Annotated in this window: 25 protein-coding genes and 1 pseudogene; 1 reads left to right on the top strand and 25 read right to left on the bottom strand. The window is 68.0% G+C overall.

The genetic code is table 11. The annotated features are described in order from the left end of the window. Positions 1-69: 69 nt before the first annotated feature. From D7252_RS00215 to D7252_RS00145, 15 genes are all read right to left on the bottom strand, one after another. Positions 70-1,539, bottom strand: a complete 1,470-nt coding sequence (locus D7252_RS00215) for an SCO6880 family protein (RefSeq protein WP_120773566.1) — start codon at positions 1,537-1,539, stop codon at positions 70-72. Positions 1,540-1,545: 6 nt separating this feature from the next. Then, the gene (locus D7252_RS00210) at positions 1,546-2,907 is read right to left on the bottom strand and encodes a conjugal transfer protein TrbL (RefSeq protein WP_120773565.1); all 1,362 of its coding nucleotides are present in this window, start codon (positions 2,905-2,907) and stop codon (positions 1,546-1,548) included. A 42-nt stretch (positions 2,908-2,949) separates the two neighbouring features. Further along, positions 2,950-3,261, bottom strand: a complete 312-nt coding sequence (locus D7252_RS00205) for a DUF6112 family protein (protein WP_120773564.1) — start codon at positions 3,259-3,261, stop codon at positions 2,950-2,952. Between the two features lie 128 nt (positions 3,262-3,389). Continuing rightward, positions 3,390-3,656, bottom strand: coding sequence for a DUF6112 family protein (locus D7252_RS00200; RefSeq protein ID WP_120773563.1), 267 nt, complete (start codon positions 3,654-3,656; stop codon positions 3,390-3,392). Between the two features lie 6 nt (positions 3,657-3,662). Further along, positions 3,663-5,270: a M23 family metallopeptidase gene (locus tag D7252_RS00195; RefSeq protein WP_374225750.1), complete on the bottom strand. Its 1,608-nt coding sequence runs from the start codon at positions 5,268-5,270 to the stop codon at positions 3,663-3,665. Between the two features lie 22 nt (positions 5,271-5,292). Next, complete coding sequence (locus D7252_RS00190; RefSeq protein ID WP_120773562.1) at positions 5,293-5,979, bottom strand: hypothetical protein; 687 nt, start codon at positions 5,977-5,979, stop codon at positions 5,293-5,295. A gap of 38 nt (positions 5,980-6,017) precedes the next feature. Beyond that, positions 6,018-7,031, bottom strand: coding sequence for a ParB N-terminal domain-containing protein (locus tag D7252_RS00185; RefSeq protein ID WP_120773561.1), 1,014 nt, complete (start codon positions 7,029-7,031; stop codon positions 6,018-6,020). After that, positions 7,028-7,912, bottom strand: a complete 885-nt coding sequence (locus tag D7252_RS00180; protein WP_120773560.1) for a hypothetical protein — start codon at positions 7,910-7,912, stop codon at positions 7,028-7,030. Before D7252_RS00180 ends, D7252_RS00185 begins: the two co-directional genes overlap by 4 nt. A 93-nt stretch (positions 7,913-8,005) precedes the next feature. Then, on the bottom strand, positions 8,006-8,449 hold the full coding sequence (locus D7252_RS00175) for a hypothetical protein (protein WP_120773559.1): 444 nt from the start codon (positions 8,447-8,449) through the stop codon (positions 8,006-8,008). Further along, positions 8,449-9,192 (bottom strand): DUF2637 domain-containing protein, encoded by a 744-nt coding sequence (locus tag D7252_RS00170; protein ID WP_120776712.1) that lies wholly within the window; start codon positions 9,190-9,192, stop codon positions 8,449-8,451. The genes D7252_RS00175 and D7252_RS00170 overlap by 1 nt, the downstream gene beginning before the upstream one ends. Continuing rightward, positions 9,192-10,142: a bifunctional DNA primase/polymerase gene (locus D7252_RS00165; protein WP_120773558.1), complete on the bottom strand. Its 951-nt coding sequence runs from the start codon at positions 10,140-10,142 to the stop codon at positions 9,192-9,194. The genes D7252_RS00170 and D7252_RS00165 overlap by 1 nt, the downstream gene beginning before the upstream one ends. Next, positions 10,139-11,239, bottom strand: a complete 1,101-nt coding sequence (locus D7252_RS00160) for an ImmA/IrrE family metallo-endopeptidase (protein ID WP_120773557.1) — start codon at positions 11,237-11,239, stop codon at positions 10,139-10,141. The genes D7252_RS00165 and D7252_RS00160 overlap by 4 nt, the downstream gene beginning before the upstream one ends. 250 nt (positions 11,240-11,489) lie before the next feature. Then, complete coding sequence (locus tag D7252_RS00155; protein WP_251050533.1) at positions 11,490-12,431, bottom strand: helix-turn-helix domain-containing protein; 942 nt, start codon at positions 12,429-12,431, stop codon at positions 11,490-11,492. 33 nt (positions 12,432-12,464) lie between these two features. After that, positions 12,465-13,313: an ABC transporter permease gene (locus tag D7252_RS00150; RefSeq protein WP_120773555.1), complete on the bottom strand. Its 849-nt coding sequence runs from the start codon at positions 13,311-13,313 to the stop codon at positions 12,465-12,467. Beyond that, positions 13,310-14,335 carry an ATP-binding cassette domain-containing protein gene (locus D7252_RS00145; protein WP_120773554.1) on the bottom strand — a complete coding sequence of 342 codons (1,026 nt, stop codon included), beginning with the start codon at positions 14,333-14,335 and terminating at the stop codon, positions 13,310-13,312. Before D7252_RS00145 ends, D7252_RS00150 begins: the two co-directional genes overlap by 4 nt. Before the next feature lie 93 nt (positions 14,336-14,428). Between D7252_RS00145 and D7252_RS00140 the strand changes: the two genes are divergently transcribed. After that, entirely contained in the window at positions 14,429-15,226 is a 798-nt protein-coding gene (locus tag D7252_RS00140; RefSeq protein ID WP_120773553.1) for a TetR/AcrR family transcriptional regulator, read from the top strand. A gap of 26 nt (positions 15,227-15,252) precedes the next feature. Here the strand turns inward: D7252_RS00140 and D7252_RS00135 are convergent, their stop codons facing one another. The 10 genes and pseudogenes from D7252_RS00135 to D7252_RS00090 all read right to left on the bottom strand — a co-directional run bounded on the left by D7252_RS00135 (position 15,253) and on the right by D7252_RS00090 (position 24,168). Further along, entirely contained in the window at positions 15,253-16,410 is a 1,158-nt protein-coding gene (locus D7252_RS00135) for an NAD(P)H-binding protein (RefSeq protein ID WP_215110876.1), read from the bottom strand. After that, complete coding sequence (locus D7252_RS00130; RefSeq protein WP_120773551.1) at positions 16,328-17,017, bottom strand: hypothetical protein; 690 nt, start codon at positions 17,015-17,017, stop codon at positions 16,328-16,330. Before D7252_RS00130 ends, D7252_RS00135 begins: the two co-directional genes overlap by 83 nt. Then, a complete protein-coding gene (locus D7252_RS00125) occupies positions 17,010-17,621 on the bottom strand; it encodes a TetR/AcrR family transcriptional regulator (protein WP_120773550.1) in 612 nt (203 codons plus the stop codon). Before D7252_RS00125 ends, D7252_RS00130 begins: the two co-directional genes overlap by 8 nt. Before the next feature lie 135 nt (positions 17,622-17,756). Further along, positions 17,757-19,400, bottom strand: coding sequence for a hypothetical protein (locus D7252_RS00120; protein WP_120773549.1), 1,644 nt, complete (start codon positions 19,398-19,400; stop codon positions 17,757-17,759). Between the two features lie 2 nt (positions 19,401-19,402). Next, positions 19,403-20,158, bottom strand: coding sequence for an ABC transporter ATP-binding protein (locus D7252_RS00115; protein WP_120773548.1), 756 nt, complete (start codon positions 20,156-20,158; stop codon positions 19,403-19,405). Continuing rightward, a complete protein-coding gene (locus D7252_RS00110; RefSeq protein ID WP_120773547.1) occupies positions 20,155-20,769 on the bottom strand; it encodes a TetR/AcrR family transcriptional regulator in 615 nt (204 codons plus the stop codon). The genes D7252_RS00115 and D7252_RS00110 overlap by 4 nt, the downstream gene beginning before the upstream one ends. Positions 20,770-20,834: 65 nt before the next feature. Then, a pseudogene (locus D7252_RS20550) lies at positions 20,835-21,142 on the bottom strand (AraC family transcriptional regulator); the annotation flags it as partial. A gap of 31 nt (positions 21,143-21,173) precedes the next feature. Continuing rightward, complete coding sequence (locus D7252_RS00100) at positions 21,174-21,986, bottom strand: ABC transporter permease (RefSeq protein ID WP_120773546.1); 813 nt, start codon at positions 21,984-21,986, stop codon at positions 21,174-21,176. Beyond that, entirely contained in the window at positions 21,983-23,716 is a 1,734-nt protein-coding gene (locus tag D7252_RS20495) for an ATP-binding cassette domain-containing protein (RefSeq protein WP_308162430.1), read from the bottom strand. Before D7252_RS20495 ends, D7252_RS00100 begins: the two co-directional genes overlap by 4 nt. Next, on the bottom strand, positions 23,716-24,168 hold the full coding sequence (locus D7252_RS00090) for a MarR family winged helix-turn-helix transcriptional regulator (RefSeq protein ID WP_120773545.1): 453 nt from the start codon (positions 24,166-24,168) through the stop codon (positions 23,716-23,718). The genes D7252_RS20495 and D7252_RS00090 overlap by 1 nt, the downstream gene beginning before the upstream one ends. Positions 24,169-24,272 lie beyond the last annotated feature (104 nt).

The following is a 24,272-nucleotide window of genomic DNA, read 5'->3' as shown; positions in this document are numbered from 1 at the left end:
ACGCGAGCAAGCCCCGGAATCGGGGTCACCTCTCAGGTGCGCACTCGCGCCCCTCCACCGCCCGCGTGCTCAGACGCGGCGGCAGAGTGGCAACGCGGCCGCGGTGAACGCCGCGGCCTGCTGACCGACCAGCAGCCTGGTTTCGCAGGAGGCTTGAATCGCGGCTTGCTCGATCGCTGCCACACCGGCCTCTAGTTCCTCGACGGTGGGGGCGGAGATGGAGATGAGGCCGGTGTAGCGGAGCACCCCGTGCCCGGCGGTGAGGTCGGCTTCCTGCTGGAGCACGTCTTGGTATTCCGCACTCTGGGCGGCGTCTTCGATCTGCCCGATCTTCGCCCGCTGTGCGGCGTCGCTGACGTGCTCGACCTTCTTCTTCCGGATGTCGCGGGCGGCTTGGTCGGAGCGCATGGGCGTGCAGATCATCGAAAAGCTGCGCTGAATGCCGGTCGACAGGAGCACGGGTGAGAGGAAGCCGGGGTAGACGAGCGAGCGCGGCCATTCGGAGACCCACAGCACCGCATGGTGGGCGGAGTCGGTGCGCAATCTCGTCCAGGACTCGTTGACCGCGACTGGTCCGGCGGTGGCCAGAGATTGTCCGAGTTCGCCGTGACGTTCCAAGGTCGCAGCAATCGCCGGATCATATGCCGAGCGCAGGATGACGGCGATCTCGCCGGGTGTGAGCCACCCGGTCGGGGCGAGGTCAGCCGAGCGCAGTGCAGCGACCAGCGTGTTCATCTCCTGGCGTAGAACGGCGGCGGCCCCGCGGATGCCACCGCCGGCGATCCTGATCTGCCGGGCACTGGTCTTCATATCCAACGACAGCGACAGCGTGGTCGCGTGGCGTTCCCCGGCGGGCCCAGCGCGTTCGATGAGTTCGGCGTAGGTGGTGGCCGCCCAGGTGCCGTCGGCGGTTCCGTGGGAGGCCCACCATTCGGCCAGCCCGGTGCCGGAGTCCGGCAGGGTCCGTTCAAGAACCTGGAGGGTAGCGATGCGCCCGGAGCGGCACACCGTGGCCAGGACACGGCCCCAGGAGGTGACCCGTCGTTCCTGCTCGCCAGGGTCGAGGAGGACGAAGGCGGGGTGGGTGACCTCGCAGACCACGGTCAACGTCTGCTGGCGGGGGTCGTGGACCATGCCGGCGTTGGTTTCGGGGTCGGTGTATTCGCGCAGCCGGGACGTGTCACCGGGCAGGGCGAGGGTGCCGACGGGTCGTGGTGTGACGATCCGGCGGCGGTAGAGGAGCTGTCCGCCGGTCGAACGCCAGAACCACCAGAACGCCACCGGCAGCCATTCCACCGCGGGGCGACTGGAGATCGGTGTCCACGTCAAGGTGGCCGCCAGTACCCAGATGGGTGCGGTGTAGGCGAGCAGGATGCCGCCGCCGGCGTAGAGCGCACCGACGACCGAGAGGATGCCGACTGCGAGGGTGATGAGCTGCGACAGCGAGAGCCCGAGGAGGATGCCGCGGCGGGTGAGGCGGGAGAACTTCACCGGCACCAGCTCCGAGGACATGGTGCGTTCGTTCTGATTCGAGGTCATGGCCGGTCACTCCTTTCCGGTCGGCTTCGGCGGACGCGACTGCGGCGCTGAGGGCGTCTTGGGTGCCGGGGTCGACGGCGGGGGTGCCTGCGCTGCCGGCGGTGGGGTGCTGCCGGTCTGGCCTGCGGCGTCGGCGGCGCTCTCGCCCTCACCCCCCAGCGCCTTGCCGGCCCTCGGCCCGGCAGTCGCGGAGTCTTTGGCGACCTTCGCCGCGACGACCGCGGCCGCGACAGGACCCGCCGCCGCAGCACCCGCGCCGGCTCCACCGCCCGTACCCGCTCCCGCTCCGCCGCTGCTGACGGCGGCCTTGCCCCCACCGGCTGGCGCTGAACCGCCACCGGGTGCGGAGGGCTTCGGCTCGGGAGGCTTCCCGCCACCGCCACCACCGCTGTCGCCGCCGTCGAGGACCTTCTTCGGCTCCGCCCCGCCCTGCGGCTTGCCCGGGGTCGGAACGGGCCGGTTGAGGGCTTGCTTGGCGTCCTGTTCGGAGCCGATCGCGTGGTACATGTCGAAGCCAACGAAGTTCAGGAACTTATAGGTCATATAGGGGGCGAACGCGGCCATCGCCATCAGCACGATCCCCGCGATCGGGTCGGCCACCGAGGACAGGTCCCCGTCGATCGGCGCACTGACTTGGGTGATGGCGACGAGAAACATCACGACGAGGACGAGCTTGGAGACGATCAAGGCGATCACGAACATCGCCCACTTACTGATCCACCCCTTCGTCGCATCCCACGACGCGCCGGAGAACGCCAGAGGTGCGAGGACGATCGCCACCAACAGCAGAGCCTTCCTGACGAGAAGAGAGAGCCAGACGATCGCGGCTGCCGATATCGCAAGTCCGGCGAGGAAGATGGTGATGATCGCTCCGACGCCAGGGGCGGCGATGTTGATCCCGACCAGGCCCGCGACCAGGAGGGTGATCTTGTCGCCCATCGACTCGGTCGTCTCGCCGGCGGCTTGGATGATCCCGACGCAGAGCTGATCGACGATCTCCAACATCAGCGCTGTGAGGGTAATGACCACGAAGCTCCCGAGCACGGACTTGGCGAGTCCGAGGGCAGCACGACTGAGGGCGCTGGGGTCGCGTTTGATGAGCCCGGTGACGAGTTGCAGGCAGAAGAAGATCAGCATCACGAACACGGCGATGCCGAACAGGATGTTGTAGACCGCGACGTACTCAGGTCTGGTGACGTCGACCAGTGTGGTGGTGTCGAACACCGTCCAGACGGCCTCGAACAGCCACCCGGCGGCGGCGCCCATCGCACTGGCGAGCCAGTCGAAGGGGGCCGAGACGAGGGTGGCGGCGGCTTCGCCGGCCACGTCGCAGACGGACGAGATGATGGGGACATCGCATACACCCACCGGGAATCACACTCCTCAGAACTCGAGTTCGGCCGGGTGGGGTCAGACCTGTTGTCCGACGTTCCAGAAGAAGTTGATGAGCGTCACCGAAGCGCCGCAGATCACCGCCGCACCGCAGGACACCAGGACGCCGACCTTTCCCCGACCGGCCAGGTGCGGATTGCTGCTGTTGGCGCCGAAGCCCCACACGATCGCGGAGATGATCAGCGCCAGCACGGACAGGATCAGTCCGACGGTCATGACTGCGCCGACGATGGTCCGCAGTTGGGCGATGCCGGGCAGGCCGTCGCTGTTGGGGTCGATGTTGATGTCCATCGGCATGAGCGCGGGCAGTGCGGTGATGAGATCGAACACGGGTGGGCCTCCTGACGAACGAACTCCGCCCGTGGGGCGGAGAACCTGGATGGGTTCGTCGGTCAGGTGCACGGCACCGCCCCACCCGCTGCGAAGCTGACCGCCCGGGGATGCGGACGGGCGTCGTCTCAGAGCTGTTGGCCGAGGGAGATGAGCCAGTTCAGCCAGGCGACCCCGCCACCGGCCAGGACCGCAGCACCCAGGGCGGTCCAAGCGCCGACGCGGGCTTTAGTGGCGGCACCGTGGTTGCCGTTCGCGGTCGCGATAGCCCAGATGATCGCGCAGACGATCAGCATCAACACCGCGACGATGAGCACGAACGTCAACAGCGCGCCGATGACGGCGCGCAGGTCACCGATACCGCCCACGCCTTCGAAGTCGGGGAACACATCCATGACCGATCAGCTCCCGGATCGCACGGTGACGTGCAGGTGGTCGTCGTGGCGTGTGGTGACATCGGTGCCGCGTTCGTAGGGGCGCCAGCCCTCGGCGTCGCGGGCGAGGGACCAGATTTGGTTCTGCCAGATCAGGTACTCCACCCCCAGGATTTCGGCGTTGGTCTTCATCCAGTTCGTGACCGCCCAACCGGCGTCGAGCGCCGGACCGGTGGCCGCCTGGCCGATGGCGTTGCCGAACGTCAGATCGCACGCCCGCCCCAATGGGTGTTCGGAGACCGTTCCGGGCCGGGGTGAATAGCAGGCCCACGAGGAGTCGGGGAACGTTGCGGTGCCTTGGGTGTGCAGGTGCAGGAGCCGCGCGGTGATCTGTCCCGAGCTGGTGGGGTCATCGACCATCACGTCCGGGTTCCCGCCTGGGAACTCCTCCGGTGTTCCGGCGTCGGTCCCGGGCGCGCAGCCGGGTCCCGCCCCGTTGTCGCCGCCTTCGTGTTCGGTGGCGCCGTGGTCGGCGAGCCAGGCAGCGGGGTCGACGGCTTCGGAGCCGGGGCCGCCGGGGCGCACTTCCAGGTGCAGGTGGGGGCCGGTGGAGTTGCCCGAAGAGCCGACGTCACCGATGTGCTGCCCAGCGGTAACGATCTGGCCCTCGGTGACGTGGATGCCGGTCTCCCACATGTGCGCATACGCGGTGGCGACCCTTTGGCCGGCGACGGTGTGGTCGATGACGACCAGCCCGCCATACCCGCCCGAGAACTCCGCCGTGGTGACCCTCCCGTCGGCGACTGCGTGGATCGGCGTGCCGTCGGGGGCGGCGTAGTCCGTGCCGGTGTGGACGGACTGCTGCCCGGTGATCGGGTGGATGCGGGGCCCGAAGTCCGACGTCTTGACCCAGGAGCCCTCCGGGAGGGGGAACAGGACACGGCTGGTCTCCGGCACCACGCCTGAGTCTCCGCCGCCGGTGAGGGGGCGGGTGAGCGTCGCGAGGATGGTCTCGGCGACCGGCTGAAAGTTGCGATACCGGTCCGGGTAGGCGGACACCTCGACGGCTTGGGCGGCCTCGCCAGGGTCCATCTGTTCCCAACCGGGAATGTCCAGCAGACCCCGCGGGGAGGGATAGTTCGGACCACCGGGTCCGCCGTAGAACGCGCGCGCTTGGTAGGTGGGGTCCATGAGGTCGGCGACGGTTCCCCACCCGGACTGTGGGCGCATCTGGAACAGGCCGAGACTGTCGTGGTCGGAGCCGTCGCCGTCATTGGGATAGCCGCCGGACTCGGGGTAGGTGCCGGTGTTGGACAGCATCCGCAAGCTCGATTCGGTGAGCGCGGCCATCAGCGCGATCGTCACACCCTGGTCGTTGATGCCCTCGGTCTGGGAGCCGATGGTGATGATCGTCGCGGCATGAGTCAACTGCTGACGGTTCAGGGTGATGGTCTCGCCGTTGCGGGTCGTCGCGGTCAATGAGTCCGGGATCGGCTCCACGACCAGAGTGCTGCCGGGCAGGCAGGTCGCCTCGGCGCGGGCGGCCGGGTTCAGCAGCACCCCGACCCCCAGCAGCATCACCGTGGGGCCGAACATGACGGCTGCGGCCAGCAGGACAATCAGCGCCTTCTTCACAGCTCGATCACCTCCGTTGGCCTCATCGCAGGGGGTTGTCGAGCTGGGACAACCGGAGCAAGTGACAGGTGGTCGGCGCACAGACGATGAACACCGTGAACGCCACCGGATGTTCGGAGGTCACTTCGTCGTCGTGCCAGAGGCCTTCGCGGTGGCGGGTGCCCTCGATCGTGTAAGCGGTGGTGCCGTCTGCGAGCTGGCCCGGCTGTGCCTGTTCGATCGCGGTGTCCCACGCCTCGGGAACGGAGATGTCGTCGATGCTCAGGTGCTGGGAGGTGGCGTACTGGCGCAGCTCGATCCACGCCTCCCGCGAGGGGAGGTAGGCGGCGATGTCGGAGGCGAGGCCGGCTTGCTCGGCACCCGACGGGTCACCCACGTCCAAGACCACCGACGTGTAGTCCAGGGGCATGAACCCCGACCCGGTGTCCCACGCGAACAACGTCTCGGCGACGTTGCGAGCGAACGTCTCCGGATCATCTGAGGCCCGCACGACCGGAAGTCGCGGCGTAGCGGTGGGCACCGGATCGGCCGGAGTCGTGACCGCAGGTCCGGGCGCGAAGTCATCCCGGCTGCCGTTACTGGTGCCCGAAGGGCCGGCGATCAGGCCGTACACGCCGACACCGGCCAGCAGGAGAACCACGACCGCAGCAGCAAGCGCGGCGATGAGTCGGCGGCGGGAACGAGGGTCGGAGAAGTCGGAAGTCTTCATACCCGCCAGGTGCACCCCGTACACCCCGGCCGACGTGGCTAGAGGGCCCGCAGGTGACCCCGCGCGGAGCCGAGTCCGTCTCTGCTGGCCTGGTCGTGGGCGGCGCGCAGTTCCTCGGCGAACCGGCTGGTGCCCTCGGCGGTGGTCAGGAAGGACTCGATCTGCTCATCGGTCAGCTCGGCGACGAGCAGACGTGCGTCGTAGTGCGACCACCAATTGGCCAGCTCGCCCCAGGTGAGCACGAACGCCCGCACCGGATACCGCACCGGCTCCCCGCCGTCACCGGTCACGGGAAGAGGCCGTGGCGGACGCCTCTTCGAACGAGCACCTTTCGCGCGAGCCAGCGCCTCAGTTGCGAGCTGATGCAGGTCGGCCTCGCGGTGCTCCTGCGCAGCGCTGGCGGTGGCGCGGATGGCCTCGTAGATCGGATGCACCGGGGCACCTGCGTCGATGCGCTCCAGCTCCTCGCTGACTTGTTTGCGTAGGTCGGCGGGTTGGGCGGGGTCGTCGGCGAGGCGCTGGAGATAGCCGATCTTCTCCAAGGTCGTGTGCGAGGCCCCGCCAGGGACCATCGCGGCGGCCTGCTCACGGCTCTTGCCCGGTGCGCCCGTCGACGGTGGTGCAAATTTTGCACCACCGTCACTTCCGGGCTGGTTCTCTGCGCTGAACCGGGCCGAAGCCTGCCGGCGGGCAGCGTCCTCGGCCATCAGCGTCTTCAGCTCGCGGTAGAGGGCGGCGGCCTCGGTCTGGGTCAACGGCTTGTGAAGGACGTTGTCGTCCTGCTCCGCGAGCAGGTGCCCGAGACGGTCGGAGATGCCGCTTCTCACCCAGACGTTGACGGTGCGCCAGCCGAGCTGCTTGATCGCCGCCAACCTTCTCGCCCCGCAGACCAGCACCCCGTCGGGGGTGATCGTGATGGGTTGCAGCAATCCGTCGCGGTCGATCGAGGCGGCCAGTTCGTCGATGTCACCGAACGCGGTGCGGTGTCGGTGTCCGACGGAGATGGAGGCGACGGTGCGTTCCAGCTCGATGTGGCCGGCCGGCGCGCTCACGACCGATCACCGCTGTGACCGTCTCGGTTCCAGGGGGCGGCGAGGGAGATGGTCAGGATGAGGTCGTCATCGCGTAGCAGTACTGGCAGGGACTCGCCGATCAGCAGCCGCAGGAGCACACCCCTGCCCGCGTTTGTGGCGGCGTAGGCGGGATGCGGGTTGCCCAGGAGCGCTTTCAGCAGCGCGGTCCAGGAGCGGCCGGGGATGTCGAGCAGCGCGCGAGCGTGCTTGTCTCGACGCAAGCTCTCAAAGGTGGCGTGGCGGGTTCCGGTTTTCGTCAACGCAGCGCAGACGTGCTCCAGGCCGGCTCGCGCGGTCGAAGGCGGCCACCCCAGCCGGGTGAACAGCGTGATCGCGTCTTCCACCGCCGAAGACGCCGAGGTGCACGCTCGCGACCCGAGCGAATCCGTGTCCGTCTCTTCGTGGGTGGCCGGGGTGTCGGTGATGTGGAATGCGGGGTGGTAGTCGGTCCGAGGGTTCTCGCGGTCGGAGAACCGTTCGGGGTCGTGGAACGCCGAGACGTGGGGGCGGCGGGCCTGGTGGACCGAGCACAAGAGTCCCTGGGCGCGTTCTTCGAAGATGCAGGTGATCCGCACCGCGTGGGTGATCACCGCCCACGGATCGTGTGCTTCTCGGGCGGCACGGGTGCGCATCACGTCGAATGCTGCGGACGCGGCTTCCCACGGGTCCAACCCGTGCTTCCTGGCCAGAGGCTCGTACTTCTCCGCGGCGTAGGCCATCAGTCCGGCGGCGGCCGGGTCGTGGATCCATCCTCCTGGTCCTGTGGTGTGGAGCCGGTGCAGCAGGGCGCGTAGCCCGTTGCTGGTGGCGAAGTCCTCACCGTCGGCGTTGGGCGCGGTGGTGTGGGTGTTGGTGGTCATGGTTGGGGCACCTCCTGACAGACAGGTGCGCGCCCGTTCCCCAGCAGCCGTCCGCGGCGACGACGATGTGGCGCTGGGGTCCGCATGGTCAGCTCACCCCAGCCCGATCCCCGAACGCGTCACCCACGACGACGTTCGGCTCCCGCGCCCGAACTCCGACACGTTCGGCAGCCGACGTGCCCGCTCACGTGTCGTCATCCGGACGGCGCTGATACCGCGCCCGCTGGCGCGGGTGGCTGTGCCGGGCACACGGCGGGCGCGGCGGGCCAGCGCGGCCTCGAAGTCGACACCCCGCCCCGCGATGCTCGCCGAATGGCGGGCGATCAGGTCGGTGGGCCGCACCCACTCCACACCCCGCGCCCGTCTGACGTCCTGGGTGGTCCTCGTTACCTCGGCTCGGTGGCCGGTCTTCGCTGCCTTGACCGCCTCCGGCGTCCCCGCCTTCTGCGCCAGCTCCGTGGCCTCGCGGTCCGTCTCCGGCTGGGGCGACCGCCGGCGCGGGTCGCGCTGCTGAGCCGTGTACTCGGTGGGGTTCATCAGTCCTTCGCCTCCTCGATCGCCGGGTGGCCGGTGTCGTCGGGAAGGTGCGCGGCCGAGAACCACCGGCCCACCGTCGAGGGATGCACGCCAAGGTCGCGGGCGATGCGCTTGTTCGACCAACCTAGATCGCGCAGGGCACGTGCCCGCTCCCGCCGACCCGTGCTCACGACACCGGGCGGTTGGGGCGGAGTCGCACCGATGACGGCCAAGGAGTCGACCGCCCCGTCAGGAGCCAGCGGCGTCCCTGGGACCAGCGCCGCCGCCGGGGAGATCTCGGGCGGCGACGCCGGATGCTCGACCGATTCGGCGTCGCCCGGAACGGGCAGGGGCCGGGTGAGGATGACGGTCAGATGGGTGATCGCCAGCAGCACCACCGGCGGCACCGCCGCCACAGCGGCGGCCAGCACACCGGGAACGTCGGCATCAGCTGCGACCACGGCATGGATCGCGTTCGCCATCACCGACACCAGAGCGCCGACGATCAACAGTGACCACGGATACCAGGCAGATCGCTGCCCGGCCAGCGCCACGACGGCGACGGTCGCGACCACGATGATGCCGTCCACGATCAGCGGCCACACCCACGCCTGCCCCGCACCGATCCCAGACCTGGCGGCCAAATCCGCCAACGCCGTGAACGACAGCCAGAAGGCGCCGGCAGCGATGAACACCGTCCCCGCCACCGCCGTCACGACCGCCCATCGGCGGCCCGTCTGCCGGCTCACGACCGGGGTACCCATCACAGCCCCGGCACCCACGGCTCAGCCCCCGTCGCAGCGTCCCTGCCGAACCACTCATCGGCGGCCAGCGGAGAGTCGGCACGTCCCTGCACCGAAGAGTCCCGCGTGCTGGGCAGGGGGTGGATGGTGCGGTAGGCAGAGCGCACGGTCGTGGTGACCTCTCGCTGGCTGAGTCCGGCGTGCCTGGCCGCAGCGGTCAGCGCGTCCAGCGCGTCTGTGGCGGGGACGTTGTTCTCGGCCAGGCGGCACGCGGCCCAGAACAAGCCCCGATTGCGTTCCCCTTCACCACGGTTGGCGACCCATGCCGCCAACCGCGACACATCCGCCTCCCGCGTCACCCCGCCCACAGGTCGACGGGGTGCTGGCCTCGGGTCGAGGAAGTCCCGCAACCCATCCGAATCCAACGTGTGCGCCGCGCCGGGGTTGATGTGGCGCACCCGATACCCGTTGCTCGTGCCACCAGCAGTGACCTGGGAGGGCGGAACGACGATGTAGCCGCCGTCGCCCCGAAAATCGATCCCGACTCGAGCGGCCTGCCATGACCGTTGTGCTTGTCCAGGGGCGGCCGGGTAGTAGGCGTGCATCCCGCCCGACGGCGAGGAGACCAGGAACTGCCATCCGTCCACGAGTCCAGCACGATCGGCGTGATCGAACGCCTCGAAGCCATTGACCGGTCCGTGGACATCGACATCCACCACCACCACCCCGGAGGCGGCGCCGGTGGGCACGCCGATGTTCGCTCCCGGACGTTTGTTCCACCATTCCGCGAGCTGTCCGGGGTCGGTGGTGGCGTCGTAGAAACCGTGCGCGGTCAGCGGGCGCTTCCCGCCCGGCATACACGGGAACACCGGCACCCCCGCGGCGGCGAAGACACGGGCAGCCGCGGTCAGCGGCCACGCCTCGTTGATCCGGGTGAGCACACTGGCGAGAGCATCGGGGGAGGCCATCACAACCCCCGCCCCTGCACCGCCGCCGCCGAGGCAGGCCGCGCGCTGGGCTCGGGCAACGGCTCCACCCGCCGCTCCGGCCCCGGTCGCTGGTGCGCTGGCTGGTCGTGCTGCGGCGTGTGCCGGTCCAGACCCGGCGGGGTGCCATCGGCGACCTGGACGGTGTCGAGCTGATCGAGGATCGCCAGGGTGGTCTTGCGGACTCGTTCACCGGTGGCCTTGACCACCTCCACCGGCTCCTTGCCATCGACTCGCGCCGCCCAGGTCGAGACGTACGGGATCGTGTACCCGCTTGTGTCCATTCCGTGGGCGGCGCCGATCATCAGCGCTACGCTCTCGGCTTCGACTTCCCCGATACCGCGATGCTGCCGGGCCTCGGCCTGGTCGGGGCCGTGCATCAGGACGTGGCCGAGTTCGTGGGCCAGCGTCTTGAGCTGCGCGGCCGGATCCATGTTCTCCCGCACCGCGACCGTCCGGTTCGTGTAGTCGGTCATGCCGTTCGCGCCGTGGATCATCCCCTCATGCGGCACCCGCACCACCGTGAAACCCGCCGTCTCCACCTGCGCAGTAAGGCCACCCCAGAGCCCTGCCGGTGCTTCGCCTTCCAGCAGCTTCGGCGCGGGCGGTTCTGGAATCGGATCGCCCGCGGTCTGCGAGGCGTCCCACACGTAGGCCGGGCGAACACCGACCATCTTCGATCGCACGACCTCACCGGCACGCGGCTTCTCACCCTTCCCGAGCCTCCGCCACGAGTCCGCATCGGCAGGGGTCGCGGTGGCGAAGCGGCCGGTGACCGGCGCGAGAATCTGATACCCCGGCTGCCCCTTCTGCACCTGCCTGCCCAGGCCCTGCCACTGCCGATACCCAGCCACATACGACGGGAACGGCTCGGGCACCAGGCCGGCCCCGTAGGCGCCCTGGTGCTGCTCCCAGATCAGTACCGAGTTTGAGAACGACCGCGACCGGAACCGAGCCGCGAATGCCAGCGCTCGCGCCCAATCCGGACCGGACACGAGCTGTTCGACCGCGCCGGTCAGACCCTCGTGAAGCTCATCGAGCTTCACCTCCCGCACCTCGCGGGCCTCTTGCCTCGTCGCCATCTGCTCGCGCCTCCTCCCGGCATAAACCGCGCCCAGGAGAGGGCGGCGGTGCACAAACGAGGTGCGCCAGGAGAACCAGCAGGTGTGTCGAGACGGTCAGCGAACTACGGATCGGTAGCTCGGCCGTCAGGGAGAACTTATGGTGCGCCTGACGTGCATACCGGACTACCGAAAGAACAGAGCGCCGTGGGGTCTGAGGCGCGAATGCTCCCGATATTCCGCTCGCGGGTGGCCAGATCGGGAGCGGCGTTCAACTCGGGCGAAGGGTCAGTTGTCGGTAGCGGGCGGGGGTAAGCCCCACGTATTTGCGGAACTGCTGGGCGGCGTGGCCGCGGCTGCGCCAGCCGACCTGGCGCATTGCGGTCTCGATCGGCACATCCGTCTCCCGCAGCGACTGCGCCAGACGTTCGGCGCGGAGCATGGTCAGGTACGCCAAGGGTGTCTTGCCGTAGGCGTCGGCGAACACTCGGCTGAGTTGCGAGGGCGACAGGTGCACTTGGGTGGCCAGCCCGTCGAGGGTCCAGTGCTCCGCTGGTGCCTGGTGAAGCAGCTCGGCAGCGCGTCGCGCCTCGGCACGCAACGGGGCGAACTGACGATGCCGTGGGAGGGTGGGCCGGATATGCGCATGTTGCAATGCCGAGATGCGGACCGGCGAGACCTGGATGAAGGGGGCGATCACGTGGGCGATGCTGAACCACGCTGCCTGCATCCGGTAGAAGTTCCGGGCGAAGCCACCTTCGAGGCTTCGCTCGACCAGCTCATCCAGCCACGGCATCAGCATCCCCGCCCGGTCCTCACCCAGGCGGAGAATCTGCGCGGGATCGGAGTAGACCGTCTCAGCGAATCCCTGCGCTTCGAGCCGATCCTGGAACAGCCCGGCGTGTTGCCAGAACACTTGGTCGATCACATAGTCCGTGTCCAGATAGATCGTGGTGACGGTGATGTGTCCCTCAGGTTCCGAGCCGCACAGCACGTTCGCGCCAAGAAACACCGCGTCGCCAACGTTGACGGGCTTCTGACCGAACTCGCTGAACAGGATCGCTGACCCGGACCGGACGACGATCACTTTCACGCAGTCATAGGCGACCGGGCCGACCGGCGCGTGGAGGGTTTGGGTATGCGCGAGGACCGGACGATAGAGCGCTGATGCCGTCCGCATCTCCCCCTTGGAGGGGGAAGGTGCGGACGGCATTGGGTACCCTTCGAGGCGAGCTTGGCCGGGTGGTCAGCGGCGCAGGTGTCGGTAGGTCGACACAGCCAGTGGCAGGAAGATCACGATGATCAGAGCGGGCCAGACGACGGCGAGGATCGTGGCGTTGTCGGCGAACCAGCTCTCCCCGCCGACCACGGGAGCGCCGAGGAGTTCGCGGACCGTGGTTGCCGTCGCGGAGATCGGGTTGGCATCGGCGATGACGCCGAGCCAGCGGGGCATGGTGGAGGTGTCGATGAAGACGCTGGAGAAGAACAGGATGGGCCAGACCATGATGTTGATCGGGCCGAGCGATTCGGGGCTGGAGGCTTTGAGTCCGACGTAGATGCCGGTCCACAGCATCGCGATCCGGAGCAGGAGCAGCAGACAGAGCGCGGCGAGTGCTTCGGGGACGGTGGTTTCCGGGCGCCATCCGAAGGCCAGGCCGCCGGCGATGACGACGACGATGGTGACGAGGGAGTCGAGCAGGTCGGCGACGCAACGGCCTCCGACGACGGCGATGCCGCTCATGGGCAGGGAGCGGAATCGGTCGGTGATGCCGCGCAGGGAGTCGTTGCTGACGGCGGCCATCGTTCCTTCCAGGCCGATGAAGACCGTCATGGCGAGGATGCCGGGCATGACGAAGTCGATGTAGCTTCCGCCGAGGTCGTCTCCGAGGGCGCCGCCGATGAGGCCGAGGAACAGGGCCATCAGGATGATCGGCCAGAGCCAGTTGAAGACCCTGGTGCCGATCATGTGCCGCCAGTGCTGGAGGTCTCGGCGGGTGATGGTCCAGGTGTCGGCGAACGCTCGGGCGACGGGCGACGTCGACCCATCCGGCTCGGTGACGGTGGCGGTGGCGGTGCGGGTGGTGAGGGTACTCATCGGGTGGCCTCCTTGGCGGTGTCCGCGGTGTCCGCGGTGTCCGCGGTGTTGTCGTCGGGTTCGGCGGTGTCGAGGGCGGTGTGCCCGGTGACCTGGAGGAAGACCTCGTCCAGGGTCGGAGTACGCAGCGAGAGGTCGCGCACCTTCAGGTCCGCGTCCCGGAGCGCTGCCGTGGCTCCGATCAGGGAGGACGCGCGGTCGGCAAGGGGGACGCGGATCAGACCGTGGTCCATGGTGACGTCGCCGGAGGACCAAGCGGACAGCTCCGCGCGCAGTCGGGCGAGGTCGGTGTCGTGGGCGGGGGTGACTTCGAGCCAGTCGTCTCCGGCCTTGGCTTTGAGTTCTGTGGGGCTGCCCTCGGCGACGACGCGTCCGCGGCCGAGCATGGAGATCTGGTCGGCGAGCTGGTCGGCCTCCTCCAGGTACTGGGTGGTCAGCAGCACGGTGGTGCCACCGCGCACCAGATCGCGGATCGCGGCCCACACGTCTTGACGGACGCCGGGGTCCAGGCCCGTTGTCGGCTCGTCCACGAACAGGATGTCCGGTGCCGTGATCAGGCCCGCGGCGAGGTCTACCCGCCGCCGCATCCCGCCGGAATACGTCTTGACCTGCCGGTCGGCGGCCTCGACCAGCCCGAACCTCTCAAGCAGCTCCTCGGCCCGGCGTCTCGCGGACGGCGGCCGGTAGCGGTTCAGGCGGGCGAACATGACCAGGTTCTGCCGCCCCGACAGCGCCTCGTCGACCGCGGCATACTGACCGACCAGACCGATCTGCGCACGCACCCGAGCCGAGTCGCGCACCGCGTCCAGCCCCGCGACCGTCACCCGGCCGGCGTCGGGGGCCAGAAGCGTGGTCATGATCCGCACCGCGGTCGTCTTGCCCGCGCCGTTCGGCCCCAGCAGCCCATGCACGCTGCCGCGCGCCACGGTGAGGTCGAGCCCGTCCAGCACCGGCTTCCCCTTGGCTCCGCCGTAGCTCTTGCGAACGCCCTCCAAGGCGATCGCTGCTTCTCCAGTTCGCATCGTCAGTCCTTTCTGGACGCCGTTATGTACGGCGTACGTTCCAACCGTACGGTAGCCTGGGCCCTATTCGCATATGGCGAGAGAAAGAGGATCGTGACCGCCGAGAAGTCCGCCCCCGAACTCGTGCGCAGCCTCTACCTGCTCTGGGGACACCACCCACAGCCGGGCAGGTCCGGGATTACCGTGACGCAGATCGTGCAGGCTGGCATCGACCTCGCCGACACCGACGGCTTAGGAGCGACCTCGATGCGGAAGGTCGCCGAGCGGCTCGGCGTGAGCACGATGGCCCTGTACAACCACGTGCCCCGCAAGGACGACCTCACCGCCCTGATGGTCGATACCGCCTATGCGAACTTGTACGACAGCGTTGACACTGCGAAGGATGCCGGTGACTGGCGGGCCGGACTGCGATACGTCGCGGAGCGCAACTGGATGCTCTGCACTCGCCACCCCTGGCTGCTCGACATCCACGAAAGCCGGATGCTCCTCGGCCCGAACGCCACCCGCAAGTACGAAGCCGAGCTGCGCGTCCTGGACGGGATCGGACTCTCCGACCTGGACATGGAAGCCAGCCTGACCACCGTCCTGGGCGTGGTCGAGAGCGCTGCCCGCGCCCAGCGCAGCGACCGCGACCAACAGCGAGACTCCGGTCTGGCCGACCCCGAATGGTGGGCCGTCATCGCGCCCGCGCTCGAACACCTGATGAGCGACGATGACTATCCCGTCTCCGGCCGCGTGGGCAACACGCTCGGGGCAACCTTCGATGCCGCCAGAAACCCCCGGCACGCCCTCGACCTCGGCGTCACATTCGTCCTCGATGGCATCGAGAACCTCATCCACGCCTCGACCGGATCAACCCAGCAGCGCACCCCAAGTTCCTTACGCACCTGATCCTCAGCGGATCGGCAACAGGACGTTCAGCGGAGCTTGTCTGCTTTGTTGGCGATGAACTCGGCGAAGGTCGTCCCCCGGCGGCCGTTGATTTGCTCGAACGTCGGCAACGCGACCTCGGGGTTCTCAGTGAACCTCGCATCGAGGTCGAGCATCCAGTCCGCGCCCTCGCCCCAGCCCGAGTCGTACATGTCCTTGTACGCTTCCTCGCGAGTCTGCTCCTCAAATCGGATGTCCCGTCCGATCACCTCGCCGATAATCCGGACCATCTCGATCTTCGTCAGACTCTCCGGCCCGGTCAACACGTACTTCTTGCCGTGGTGTCCGTCCTGGAGCAGCAGAGTCGCCGCGGTGGCGGCGATGTCGTTCTGGTCGATGGGCGCATAGGTCGCGCTGCCGTAAGCACCCTTGACCGCGCCGGTGGAGCGAATCTGCTCGGCCCAGTCCAAGGAGTTGGCGAAGAACTGACCGACACGCAGGAAGGTCCACTCCAGTCCAGAGTTCTCCACAGCCTTCTCGATCACGTGGTAATGCCACTCGCTTTCATCGCGCTCCGCTTCCCGGTCCGCGTCGATCTGCGACAGCGCGACGATCTTGCGCACGCCCGCGTCCTTCGCCATGCTCACAACATCGCGCACGGTCTCGGGCAGCGGTGCCAGGTACATCCGATCGACGCCTTCGAGCACCGGTGGCAGCGTCTCCAGCTCGCCGAGATAGCCAGTGAACACCTCGACGTCCGCGGGAAGTGCGGCCTTCTTCGGGTTCTTGGTCAGCGCCCGGACGGGGGAGCCAGCTGCTCTGAGATGGTCGACCACCAGCCTGCCGACGTTGCCGGTCGCGCCTGTAACGAGAATAGTCATGTCGTGACGTCCCTCCACTGATTCCGTCTGGGATTCGAGGCTACGGTCACGACGCCCTCCACCGCATATGGCGACTATTGAGCAGACCGGGGAATCTGCTAGCGAACTGAAGGTGCACCATGCCCTGTCATCGCCAAGCCAGTGCATCGACTGACTGCTGTGATGCGCGAGCCAGCATGCTGCTGCTGTCCTCTTCTCGACGGCCTGGCCGCCAGGCGTCGCCCATCGCTCTGAGCGCTTGCTACGTGCCGCGCGCAACGACCCGGTACTGCTGTGCGCCGTGGCGGTCGCGCACGGCGATGCCCAGTGCGCGGAGTTCGTCACGGGCATCCTCGGCGGCGCCGGGGCGCTTGTCGGCCAGGGCTCGTTGCCGGGCGCGCAGGAGATCATGTGCGTGAGCATCCAGCAGGCCGCTGTCATCGACCCAGGTGGCGAACGCGTGGTCGTAGGGGTCCGTCGTTCCCTGCCAGGGGTATCCGAGACGTGGGAATGCGTCGCTCAGCCTGCCCACGAGCACTTTGTCCGTCTTCACCCGCAGCAGCTCGTTCGTGAGGTCATCGGTGACGACGAGGTCGTGACCGTCGGTGAACGCGCCGCCGATGCGGTCACGAGCGACGTGGCGGCTACTCCCTGCCCGGTGCACCGTCACGCCCTCGGGGGTGATCGTGATGGTGCCGTTGTCCTTCTGCCATTCCTTGGCGAACCAGAACCCGACGCCGAGGCCAGCGAGGGTGAGCACGGGTATCGCCCAGACCAGTGGCAGGCCCGCGGCCAGGCGCAGCGGACCGGGGGCGTCGCCGGCCAAGCTGAGCAGCCAGTTCACGATCGGGCCCACGACGAAGGCGGCACCGAACCCGAGTACCGCGCCCGTCAGATGCACCCCGACGACCCATCGTTTGGGGATCGTGACGTTGATGGTGTTCTCAGCCATGACCTTCCTCCTGGCGGTGTTGTGGCGGGGCGAGGTATCCCAGGGCGGTGCGGTGCAGATCGGCGTGCGGGGAGTGCCCCGATCGGGCGTTGAGGTAGGTCGCGTCGACGATCGTCTGCAACCAGGCCGCTGCCTCGGTTGCGTTCAGTGCCGGATCGATGACGCCGCGGGCGATTCCGCGTGAGATCAGTGCGGCCAAGCCCTCGCGGAGCACGTCGGCGGTTCGTCCCACGACCGCGAGCAGCTCGGGGTCGTCGCCGACACGGCGCAGCAGCTCGACCAGCATTCCCGACGCGGACGGGTCGGCCGCATCCTCGGCCAGAGCGTCGAGCACGTCGAGGATCGCCGCCACCGGGTCAGCGGCCTCGGCATGGCGCTCGATCAGCGCCTCGGCCGCAGGCAGGTCGCGTTCGAACACTGCCCGGAACAACGACGCCTTGTCCTCGAAGTAGTAGAAGACGCTGGCCGGGCTGGTGCCGACCGCTCTGGCGATCTGCGCGACGCTCGTCCGGTCATACCCCTGCGTCGCGAACAGGCGGGCTGCCTCGACCGCGATCTGCTCCCGCTTCTGTGCGATCCGCTCCGGATCAACTCGTCTGGACACCCGACTCCAATCATCGTCTGATCAATCAGTCAAAGAATACAGCTCGCATGTGTGCGCTCCAGCTTCTACGGTCATGCCCCGGTCGCGCCGGACAGCGGCTGTGCGCGCACCGGCGCGCTCTCAGAGTCCCGATTTCTACAGGTTGTGGGTCGGTGTTTCGGTGGAGGGCTTGCGTGCGGCCCTGTTTCTGAGTCGGGTGGGGTCGCCTGATGCCATGGCAGCGAGCAGTGCTGGTCCTGATCGTTGGAGGCGGGCGCGTGTCAGAGGTGTCAGCGTCAGGAGCGCGGATGTGCCGACGGCGATGCCGATGCTCAGGTGAGCGATCCAGGAGTGACCGGTGCCGGTGATCTGGGTGAGGACGGCGGGGACGGCTGCGGCGGCGGCGACGGCAGTGAACACCGTCCACTGTCCCCCTGCGGGGTTGCCAGCGTTGTGTGTGGCGGCAACACGGTCGCGGGCGTCGGCTCCGATCGCGGGCATGAGCGCGCTGAACAGCGGGGCGCTCGCGCATGCCATGCCGGTCGCGGCGAGGGTCATCCCGAGCGCAACGGCCCAGAACGGCGACTGGCTGACCAGGCTCAGCAGGATCGTCACGACGATGACGGGGATGGCGAAGAGGAGCATCCAGGCGAGTTGGCGTCCGGCGACGTCGGCGCGGATCGCTTTCGGGGTGGTGAGGAGTTGCCACAGCGCGGTCCCGTCGAGGGCGTAGGTGTTCACTGCGGTCATCCCCGCGATGGCTGCGGCGAGGACGCCGATGAACGGCAGCGCCCAGGACCATCCGGTGGGCGCGACCAGGAGGATCATCAGCACCGGGGTGATCCAGGCGTGCCCGAGCGCGAGGCGGCGGTGCGGGTCGCGGAACCAGGTCTTGACCTCCCGGCTGACGACCGCCCGGACCGGGCCAGTCGACTGTGCGGAATGTGTGCGGCGAAACCTGCCGGCGCTGAGGTTGCTGCGCGTGCGAGCAGGTGGCTGGCGCAGCGTGCGAGCCGTGAGGCCGATCCATATGGCCCACAGCAGCAGCCCGCCGACGATGAGTCCGACGATCGGTACAGCGACCGCTATGAACGATGCGTGCGTGGCGGCCGCGGTCACAGCGGCGATGCCCCAGCCGGTCGGGAGCGCTTGCAGTGTGGTCTCGATCGCGTCGGGGACGGCGCCAGGGGTCGAGGGGGTGATGATCGTGGTGTCTCCGGTGCCGAGGTTCGGCAGGATCACCGCGAACAGCGGCACCCATCCGGCGAAGGAGAGCGCCAACAGCACGGACATCTGAAACGCCGCCACCCATGTGCCCCCTGTGGAGCGGAGCAGACGGGCAGTCACGGCCGCAGCGCATCTGCCCAGCCACAGCAGGAAGAACACCTGGGACGACGCCGCCACCACGGCGACCGCGACCACTCCGGCGCCGTGCGGGATGGCGACCACCACAAAGCTGCTCAGCGCCGCAGTGGTGATCACGCTCCCCACGCTGATGGCCTCGCTCGCAGACATCTCCCACGCAATCCGGGCCGGTGGGCGAGGCAGGGTGCGGAACCACTCCGGGTTCAGGATCGGCGCGGCACCGGGGAGCAGGATCGGGCCGAGCAGCCACGTCAGCCCCAACAGTGAGACCGCGACGGTGAGCCAGCTCTGATCGAGGACACCCGTGCGGGCGAGAACGGCCACGGCGATGACGCCTGCGGCTGCGACAAGACCGGCGACCAGGCCGAAGCCGCGCTCGTCGTGAGGGCCGTGGCGGATGACCCGCCACCGCAGCCCCGCGAAAGCCCCGCTCATCCTCAACGCAACCACCCGATGTCACGACGCGGGGCAGCACCGACCAAGTTCACGAACGTCTCCGCCAGCGTCCCGCCGGTGCGGACCTCCTCGATCGTGCCCTGGGTGAGGACGCGGCCGTCCTTGATGAGCGCGACCCGTTCACAGGTGCGCTCGACGACGTCCATGATGTGGCTCGACAGCAGCACGGTCCCGCCACCGGCGACGTACTGGCCCAGCAGACCCTCGATGGCGTGGGCCGAGACCGGATCGATGGCCTCGAACGGCTCATCGAGCACCAGCACCCGCGGCCGGTGCAGCAACGCCACCGCCAGACCGATCTTCTTCCGCATCCCGGTTGAGTAGTCCACGATCAACGTCGACGGCGCCCGATCCAGCTCCAGAACCTCCAGAAGGTCCGTGGCGCGCTGGCGCCACTCGGCACCGATACCCCGCAACCGGGCCGTGTACTCCAACAGCTCGCCACCGGTGAGCCGCTCGGGCAGTGAGAGCCCTTCCATCATGATGCCCAGCGCGTTCAGCACCTGCTCACGCTGACTCTTCGCGTCGAACCCGGCGACCGTCACCGTCCCGGAATCCGGCGCGAGCAGCCCGGCGATCATCGACAACGTGGTCGACTTGCCCGCCCCGTTCGGGCCGACGATGCCGAACAACATCCCCGCCGGGATGCTCAGATCGATCGCATCCACCGCGACGTGGTCACCGAAGCGCTTGGTCAGACCAGACAAGACAACGGCAGGCGGAGTCGTCGCGGTCATGCTTGCACTCCTTGCAGGAACAGGGCGGTCAGCTCCCGGGCGTAGGCGTCGATATCGAACCCGGGGTCCGCGACGATCTTCACCGCGGCCCCGTCGATGCAACGACGCAGCGTGTAGGCCGTCAGCCGCGCGTCGACCCCGCGGAACTCCCCGGTGGACAGCCCGTACTCGAACAGCAGCGCCGTTCCCGCGATAACCGGCTCCTCAGCATCGGCGTCGAACCGCGGCGCGCCGTCCTTGCCGCGCAGGTTTGGCATCACCTGCCCCAGCGCCGCCATCTCCCGCCGATGCGATCCGATGAACCGCAGATTCTCCTCGATGTAGGCCACGAGCTTGCCGCGGGCCGTGGATGCCTCATCGATCCGCTGCTGCATCGCTGCCGAGCCCTCGCCGAAGATCGTCTCCACCACGGTGTCCAGAACCGCCTCGTACAGATCGTCACGGCCCGCGAAGTGATACGAGATCAACCCCCGGCTGATCCCCGCCTCCGCCGCCACCAAGGCCAGCTTCGTACCGTTCCACCCCTCACGAGCGAGGCACTCGATCGCCGCCTCGATGATCCGCTGCCGACGCACCTCCTGCGTCAACGTCACGGGCCGCTTCACATCCACGGAGACTCCTCGGCATCACAGTCAAGAGTTTGGCTTCAATGCCAACTCTAGTCGGAATCGAGCTGCTGCCAGAACACTTGGTCGATCACGTAGTCGGCATCCGCGTCGATCGTCGTCACTGTGATGTGGCCCTCGGGTGCGCCCCGCACAGGGTGTTCGCGCCGAGCAGGATCACGTCACCGAGCTTGACCGGCTCCTGCCCGGACTCGCTGAACAAGATCGCGCTCCCGTCCCGAACGACGATCAGCCTGATGCAGGCGTAGGCGACAGGATCAGCTCGCCGGTTAGAGGGCGCAGTTCGAGCAATGATGGGGGCGCCCGCCCTGCACGCAGCCGCATTTTCGCGCAGATGCGGCTGCGTGTGGGCAGACATTGCGTTGAGGCATGTCGTGGCTCAGTGGACTCTATGCGCGTCGGTTGTAGGCGATCAGTGACAGCGGGGCGAACACGAGGACGAACGCCGCCATCCACATCAGGGTGAACATCAGTGGCTCACCGACGGGGCCGCCCATCATGAGTCCGCGCACGGTGTCGACCAGGTGCCCGATCGGGTTCCATGAGGCGAAGGTCTGCATCCAGCCGGGCATTGTCTCGACCGGCACGAAGATGTTGCTGGCGAAGGCCAGGGGCAGAATGATGACCGCGCCGAGGCCTTGCACGGCCATCGGGTCCTTGATGGCCAAGGCGAGGAGGATCAGTGCCGACGACACCGCGAGGGCGAACGCGAGGGCGAGAGCGCATCCGGCGAGCACCAACCACACGCTGGTCTCGAAGCGCACGCCGAGTAGCAGCCCGAAGCCGATGAGTGCGGTGAGAGAGACGAGCTGGCGGACGATGTCGCTGCCGACGGCTCCGATGAGCGGGGAGATGCGGGCGATGGGGAGGCTGCGGAAGCGGTCGAAGATGCCCTCGGAGAGGTCGGTGCTGAGGGAGACGCCGACCCCCATGGTGGCGAAGAGGGTCATCATGCCGAGGATGCCGGGAAACACGTACTGGAGGTACTCGCTCGTGTCGCCGGAGATGGCGCCACCGAAGACGTAGCCGAAGAGCACGAGGAAGATCGCGGGGCCGATGATGACGTCTGCGAGTCCGGCGGGGTGCCGGCGAAGCTTGACGATGCCTCGCCAGGAGAGCGTCGCGGACTGAACGAACACCTGCCCCATGCTGACGTGCTTCCTCAGTGGTGTGTGGGTGGCGGGGAGCGTTGCGGTGGTCATGCTGCTGCCTCCTTCTCGTTCTGCTCGTCGGCCTTCTCGTCGGCGGTGGTTGCGCGGTGTCCGGTGAGGGTCAGGAAGACGTCATCCAGGCTGGGCAGGCGAAGCGAGAGCTCGCTGACGCCGATGGCGGCCTCATCGAGGCTGCGCACGATGGCGGGCATGACCTCGCCATCGGTCACGGCCGCACTCAACTGCCCCGTCCGTGCATCGACCACCGGGGCGGCGTCGATGATGCTCTGGATGCGGTTCGTGGCTTCTTCGAGCTGGCTGGGGTCGCTCAGGCGCAGGTCGAGTGTCTGGCTTCCCATGCGCCGTTTGAGGGTGTCGGGGGTGCCGCGTGCGACGACCTTGCCCGCGTCGATGACGACGATGTCGTTCGCCAGGTGGTCGGCTTCTTCGAGGTATTGGGTCGTGAGCAGCACCGTGGAACCCTGCGCGGCGAGCCGGCGGATCATGGCCCAGGTCTCGCCTCTGCGGGCGGGGTCGAGGCCGGTGGTGGGCTCATCGAGGAAGACGACCGCGGCTTCGCCCATGATGCTTGCCGCGAGGTCGAGACGTCGGCGCATGCCGCCGGAGTAGCTCTTTGCGGGCTTGGTGGCGGCGTCGGCGAGACCGGCTTCTTCGATGAGTTCAGAGGCGCGGGCTTTGGCCTGCTTGCTGGACATGCCGAGGAGCCGGCCGATCATGGTGAGGTTCTGGTGGCCGCTGAGGTCCTTGTCCACCGAGGCGTACTGGCCGGTGAGTCCGATCAACTGCCGCACCTGGTAGGCGTCGCGCACGACGTCATAACCGCACACGCGGGCGGTGCCTTCGTCGGCCTTCATCAGGGTCGCGAGAATGCGCACGGTCGTGGTCTTGCCCGACCCGTTCGGGCCGAGCAGCCCGAGCACCGACCCAGGCTCCACGGTGAGGTCGATGCCGTCGAGGGCGGTGGTGTCACCGAATCTCTTGACGAGGCCGCTCACCTCGATTGCCGGACCGTTGTTGTGCTGAGCCATGCGCTTTCTCCGTTCTTCGTCCTGCGCGGCCTGAGCCTGCGCCTTCTTGGCCTGGGCGCTGTCCGCCTCAGAGCCCATGTGCTCCCGTACCGCGTCGAGGAATCCCTTGGGCTCGTCGGTCCAGAGGTAGATGCGGTCGATAACCTGCTCGCCGCCCTTCGGCGGCAGGCCAGGAAGGGTGATGGTCGTCGGTCGTTCCAGGACGATCTCGATGTTGGTCTGGTCGGTGATGTTCATCACCAGGGACCGGCCCCCCTGGTCATCGATCACGCTCGGGGTCTTGGGCTCATAGTTGCGGTTCTTCAGTCCCACCGAGTACACGTCGTCCCACGTGACGTGCGCATCCATGTCGAGACCATCCCGCACTCGGATGCCATCGCTCCCGACCGTGTGGGGTCGCATGAAATGGGCACACAGGAGCCCGGTCATCCAGACCAGTCCCCAGATGCCGATGATGAGCAGCGGGATTCTCACCCAGAGCCACTGATGCATGATCAGGTCGATGACCACGATTTCGACGGCGGAGAGCACGATGAAAATGACGAGAATCGCGAGGCTCTGAGCGTGGTAGCGGAAGCCCTTGGCGTCGCGGGCTTTCCAGGGCTTGCGGGCGATCGCGCGACCGATAGCGGCGTAGACGATCCTTTCCATCCCCGCGCCGCGAGCCAGGAGCGCTCGGATTCGACTCGGTTCGGTCTGCGGGGTCTGCGCGGTGCGAGTAGCGATGCTCATCAGCCGTCCTCCGCGGCCGGCTGCTCTGCACTCACCAACGTGGCGAGGCGGGCGATGATCGCCTCGATGCCTTGTTCGAGCGCATCGAGGTGCTCCGGCGCGACGGCGTCGCGCAGCTCGACCTCCAGATGAGCGTGTTCCTCCTGCATCCGCGCCACCGCCGCCTCGCCGTTCGGGGTGAGCGTCACCAGCACGGCACGGCGGTCGGACGGGTGGGGGACGCGCCGCACGTATCCGTGCTGTTCCAGCGCGTCCACGAGGCCGGAGATGTTGCGAGGTGTCACCGACAGCGCCTCAGAGAGGGTCTGCTGGGTGGATGGCCCGCTTAGTGCCAGCGTCCACAGGACGGCGACCCGCGACTCGGTGAGCGGAGTGCCGGCGAAGGCTCGGGCCATGTCCTGCTGGAACATGCTCGTGATGGCCATGAGCTTGTCTACGATCGAGGTGGGCATATCGTTACCTTACTACATGAAGTAGATAGGTAACCACTCTCACATGATGGAACGGTGCGCGAGATCCCGTCAGATTGCTGTCCGAGGAGTCGCGCCCCTGCCCA

Origin of the sequence: Microbacterium sp. CGR2, assembly GCF_003626735.1 — a bacterium.
Classification (GTDB): Bacteria; Actinomycetota; Actinomycetes; order Actinomycetales; family Microbacteriaceae; genus Microbacterium.
This window is presented reverse-complemented; position numbering and strand designations above follow the sequence as displayed.

What these genes read in the sequence shown, in the direction of transcription:
- D7252_RS00100 (WP_120773546.1), bottom strand. Translation starts at nt 21,986, where the DNA reads ATGACCACCGCAACGCTCCCCGCCACCCACACACCACTGAGGAAGCAC.
- D7252_RS00190 (WP_120773562.1), bottom strand. Translation starts at nt 5,979, where the DNA reads ATGAAGACTTCCGACTTCTCCGACCCTCGTTCCCGCCGCCGACTCATC.
- D7252_RS00155 (WP_251050533.1), bottom strand. Translation starts at nt 12,431, where the DNA reads ATGCCGTCCGCACCTTCCCCCTCCAAGGGGGAGATGCGGACGGCATCA.
- D7252_RS00160 (WP_120773557.1), bottom strand. Translation starts at nt 11,239, where the DNA reads ATGGCGACGAGGCAAGAGGCCCGCGAGGTGCGGGAGGTGAAGCTCGAT.
- D7252_RS00180 (WP_120773560.1), bottom strand. Translation starts at nt 7,912, where the DNA reads ATGACCACCAACACCCACACCACCGCGCCCAACGCCGACGGTGAGGAC.
- D7252_RS00090 (WP_120773545.1), bottom strand. Translation starts at nt 24,168, where the DNA reads ATGCCCACCTCGATCGTAGACAAGCTCATGGCCATCACGAGCATGTTC.
- D7252_RS00130 (WP_120773551.1), bottom strand. Translation starts at nt 17,017, where the DNA reads ATGGCTGAGAACACCATCAACGTCACGATCCCCAAACGATGGGTCGTC.
- D7252_RS00175 (WP_120773559.1), bottom strand. Translation starts at nt 8,449, where the DNA reads ATGAACCCCACCGAGTACACGGCTCAGCAGCGCGACCCGCGCCGGCGG.
- D7252_RS00150 (WP_120773555.1), bottom strand. Translation starts at nt 13,313, where the DNA reads ATGAGTACCCTCACCACCCGCACCGCCACCGCCACCGTCACCGAGCCG.
- D7252_RS20495 (WP_308162430.1), bottom strand. Translation starts at nt 23,716, where the DNA reads ATGAGCATCGCTACTCGCACCGCGCAGACCCCGCAGACCGAACCGAGT.
- D7252_RS00120 (WP_120773549.1), bottom strand. Translation starts at nt 19,400, where the DNA reads ATGAGCGGGGCTTTCGCGGGGCTGCGGTGGCGGGTCATCCGCCACGGC.
- D7252_RS00145 (WP_120773554.1), bottom strand. Translation starts at nt 14,335, where the DNA reads ATGCGAACTGGAGAAGCAGCGATCGCCTTGGAGGGCGTTCGCAAGAGC.
- D7252_RS00215 (WP_120773566.1), bottom strand. Translation starts at nt 1,539, where the DNA reads ATGACCTCGAATCAGAACGAACGCACCATGTCCTCGGAGCTGGTGCCG.
- D7252_RS00200 (WP_120773563.1), bottom strand. Translation starts at nt 3,656, where the DNA reads ATGGATGTGTTCCCCGACTTCGAAGGCGTGGGCGGTATCGGTGACCTG.
- D7252_RS00170 (WP_120776712.1), bottom strand. Translation starts at nt 9,192, where the DNA reads ATGGGTACCCCGGTCGTGAGCCGGCAGACGGGCCGCCGATGGGCGGTC.
- D7252_RS00115 (WP_120773548.1), bottom strand. Translation starts at nt 20,158, where the DNA reads ATGACCGCGACGACTCCGCCTGCCGTTGTCTTGTCTGGTCTGACCAAG.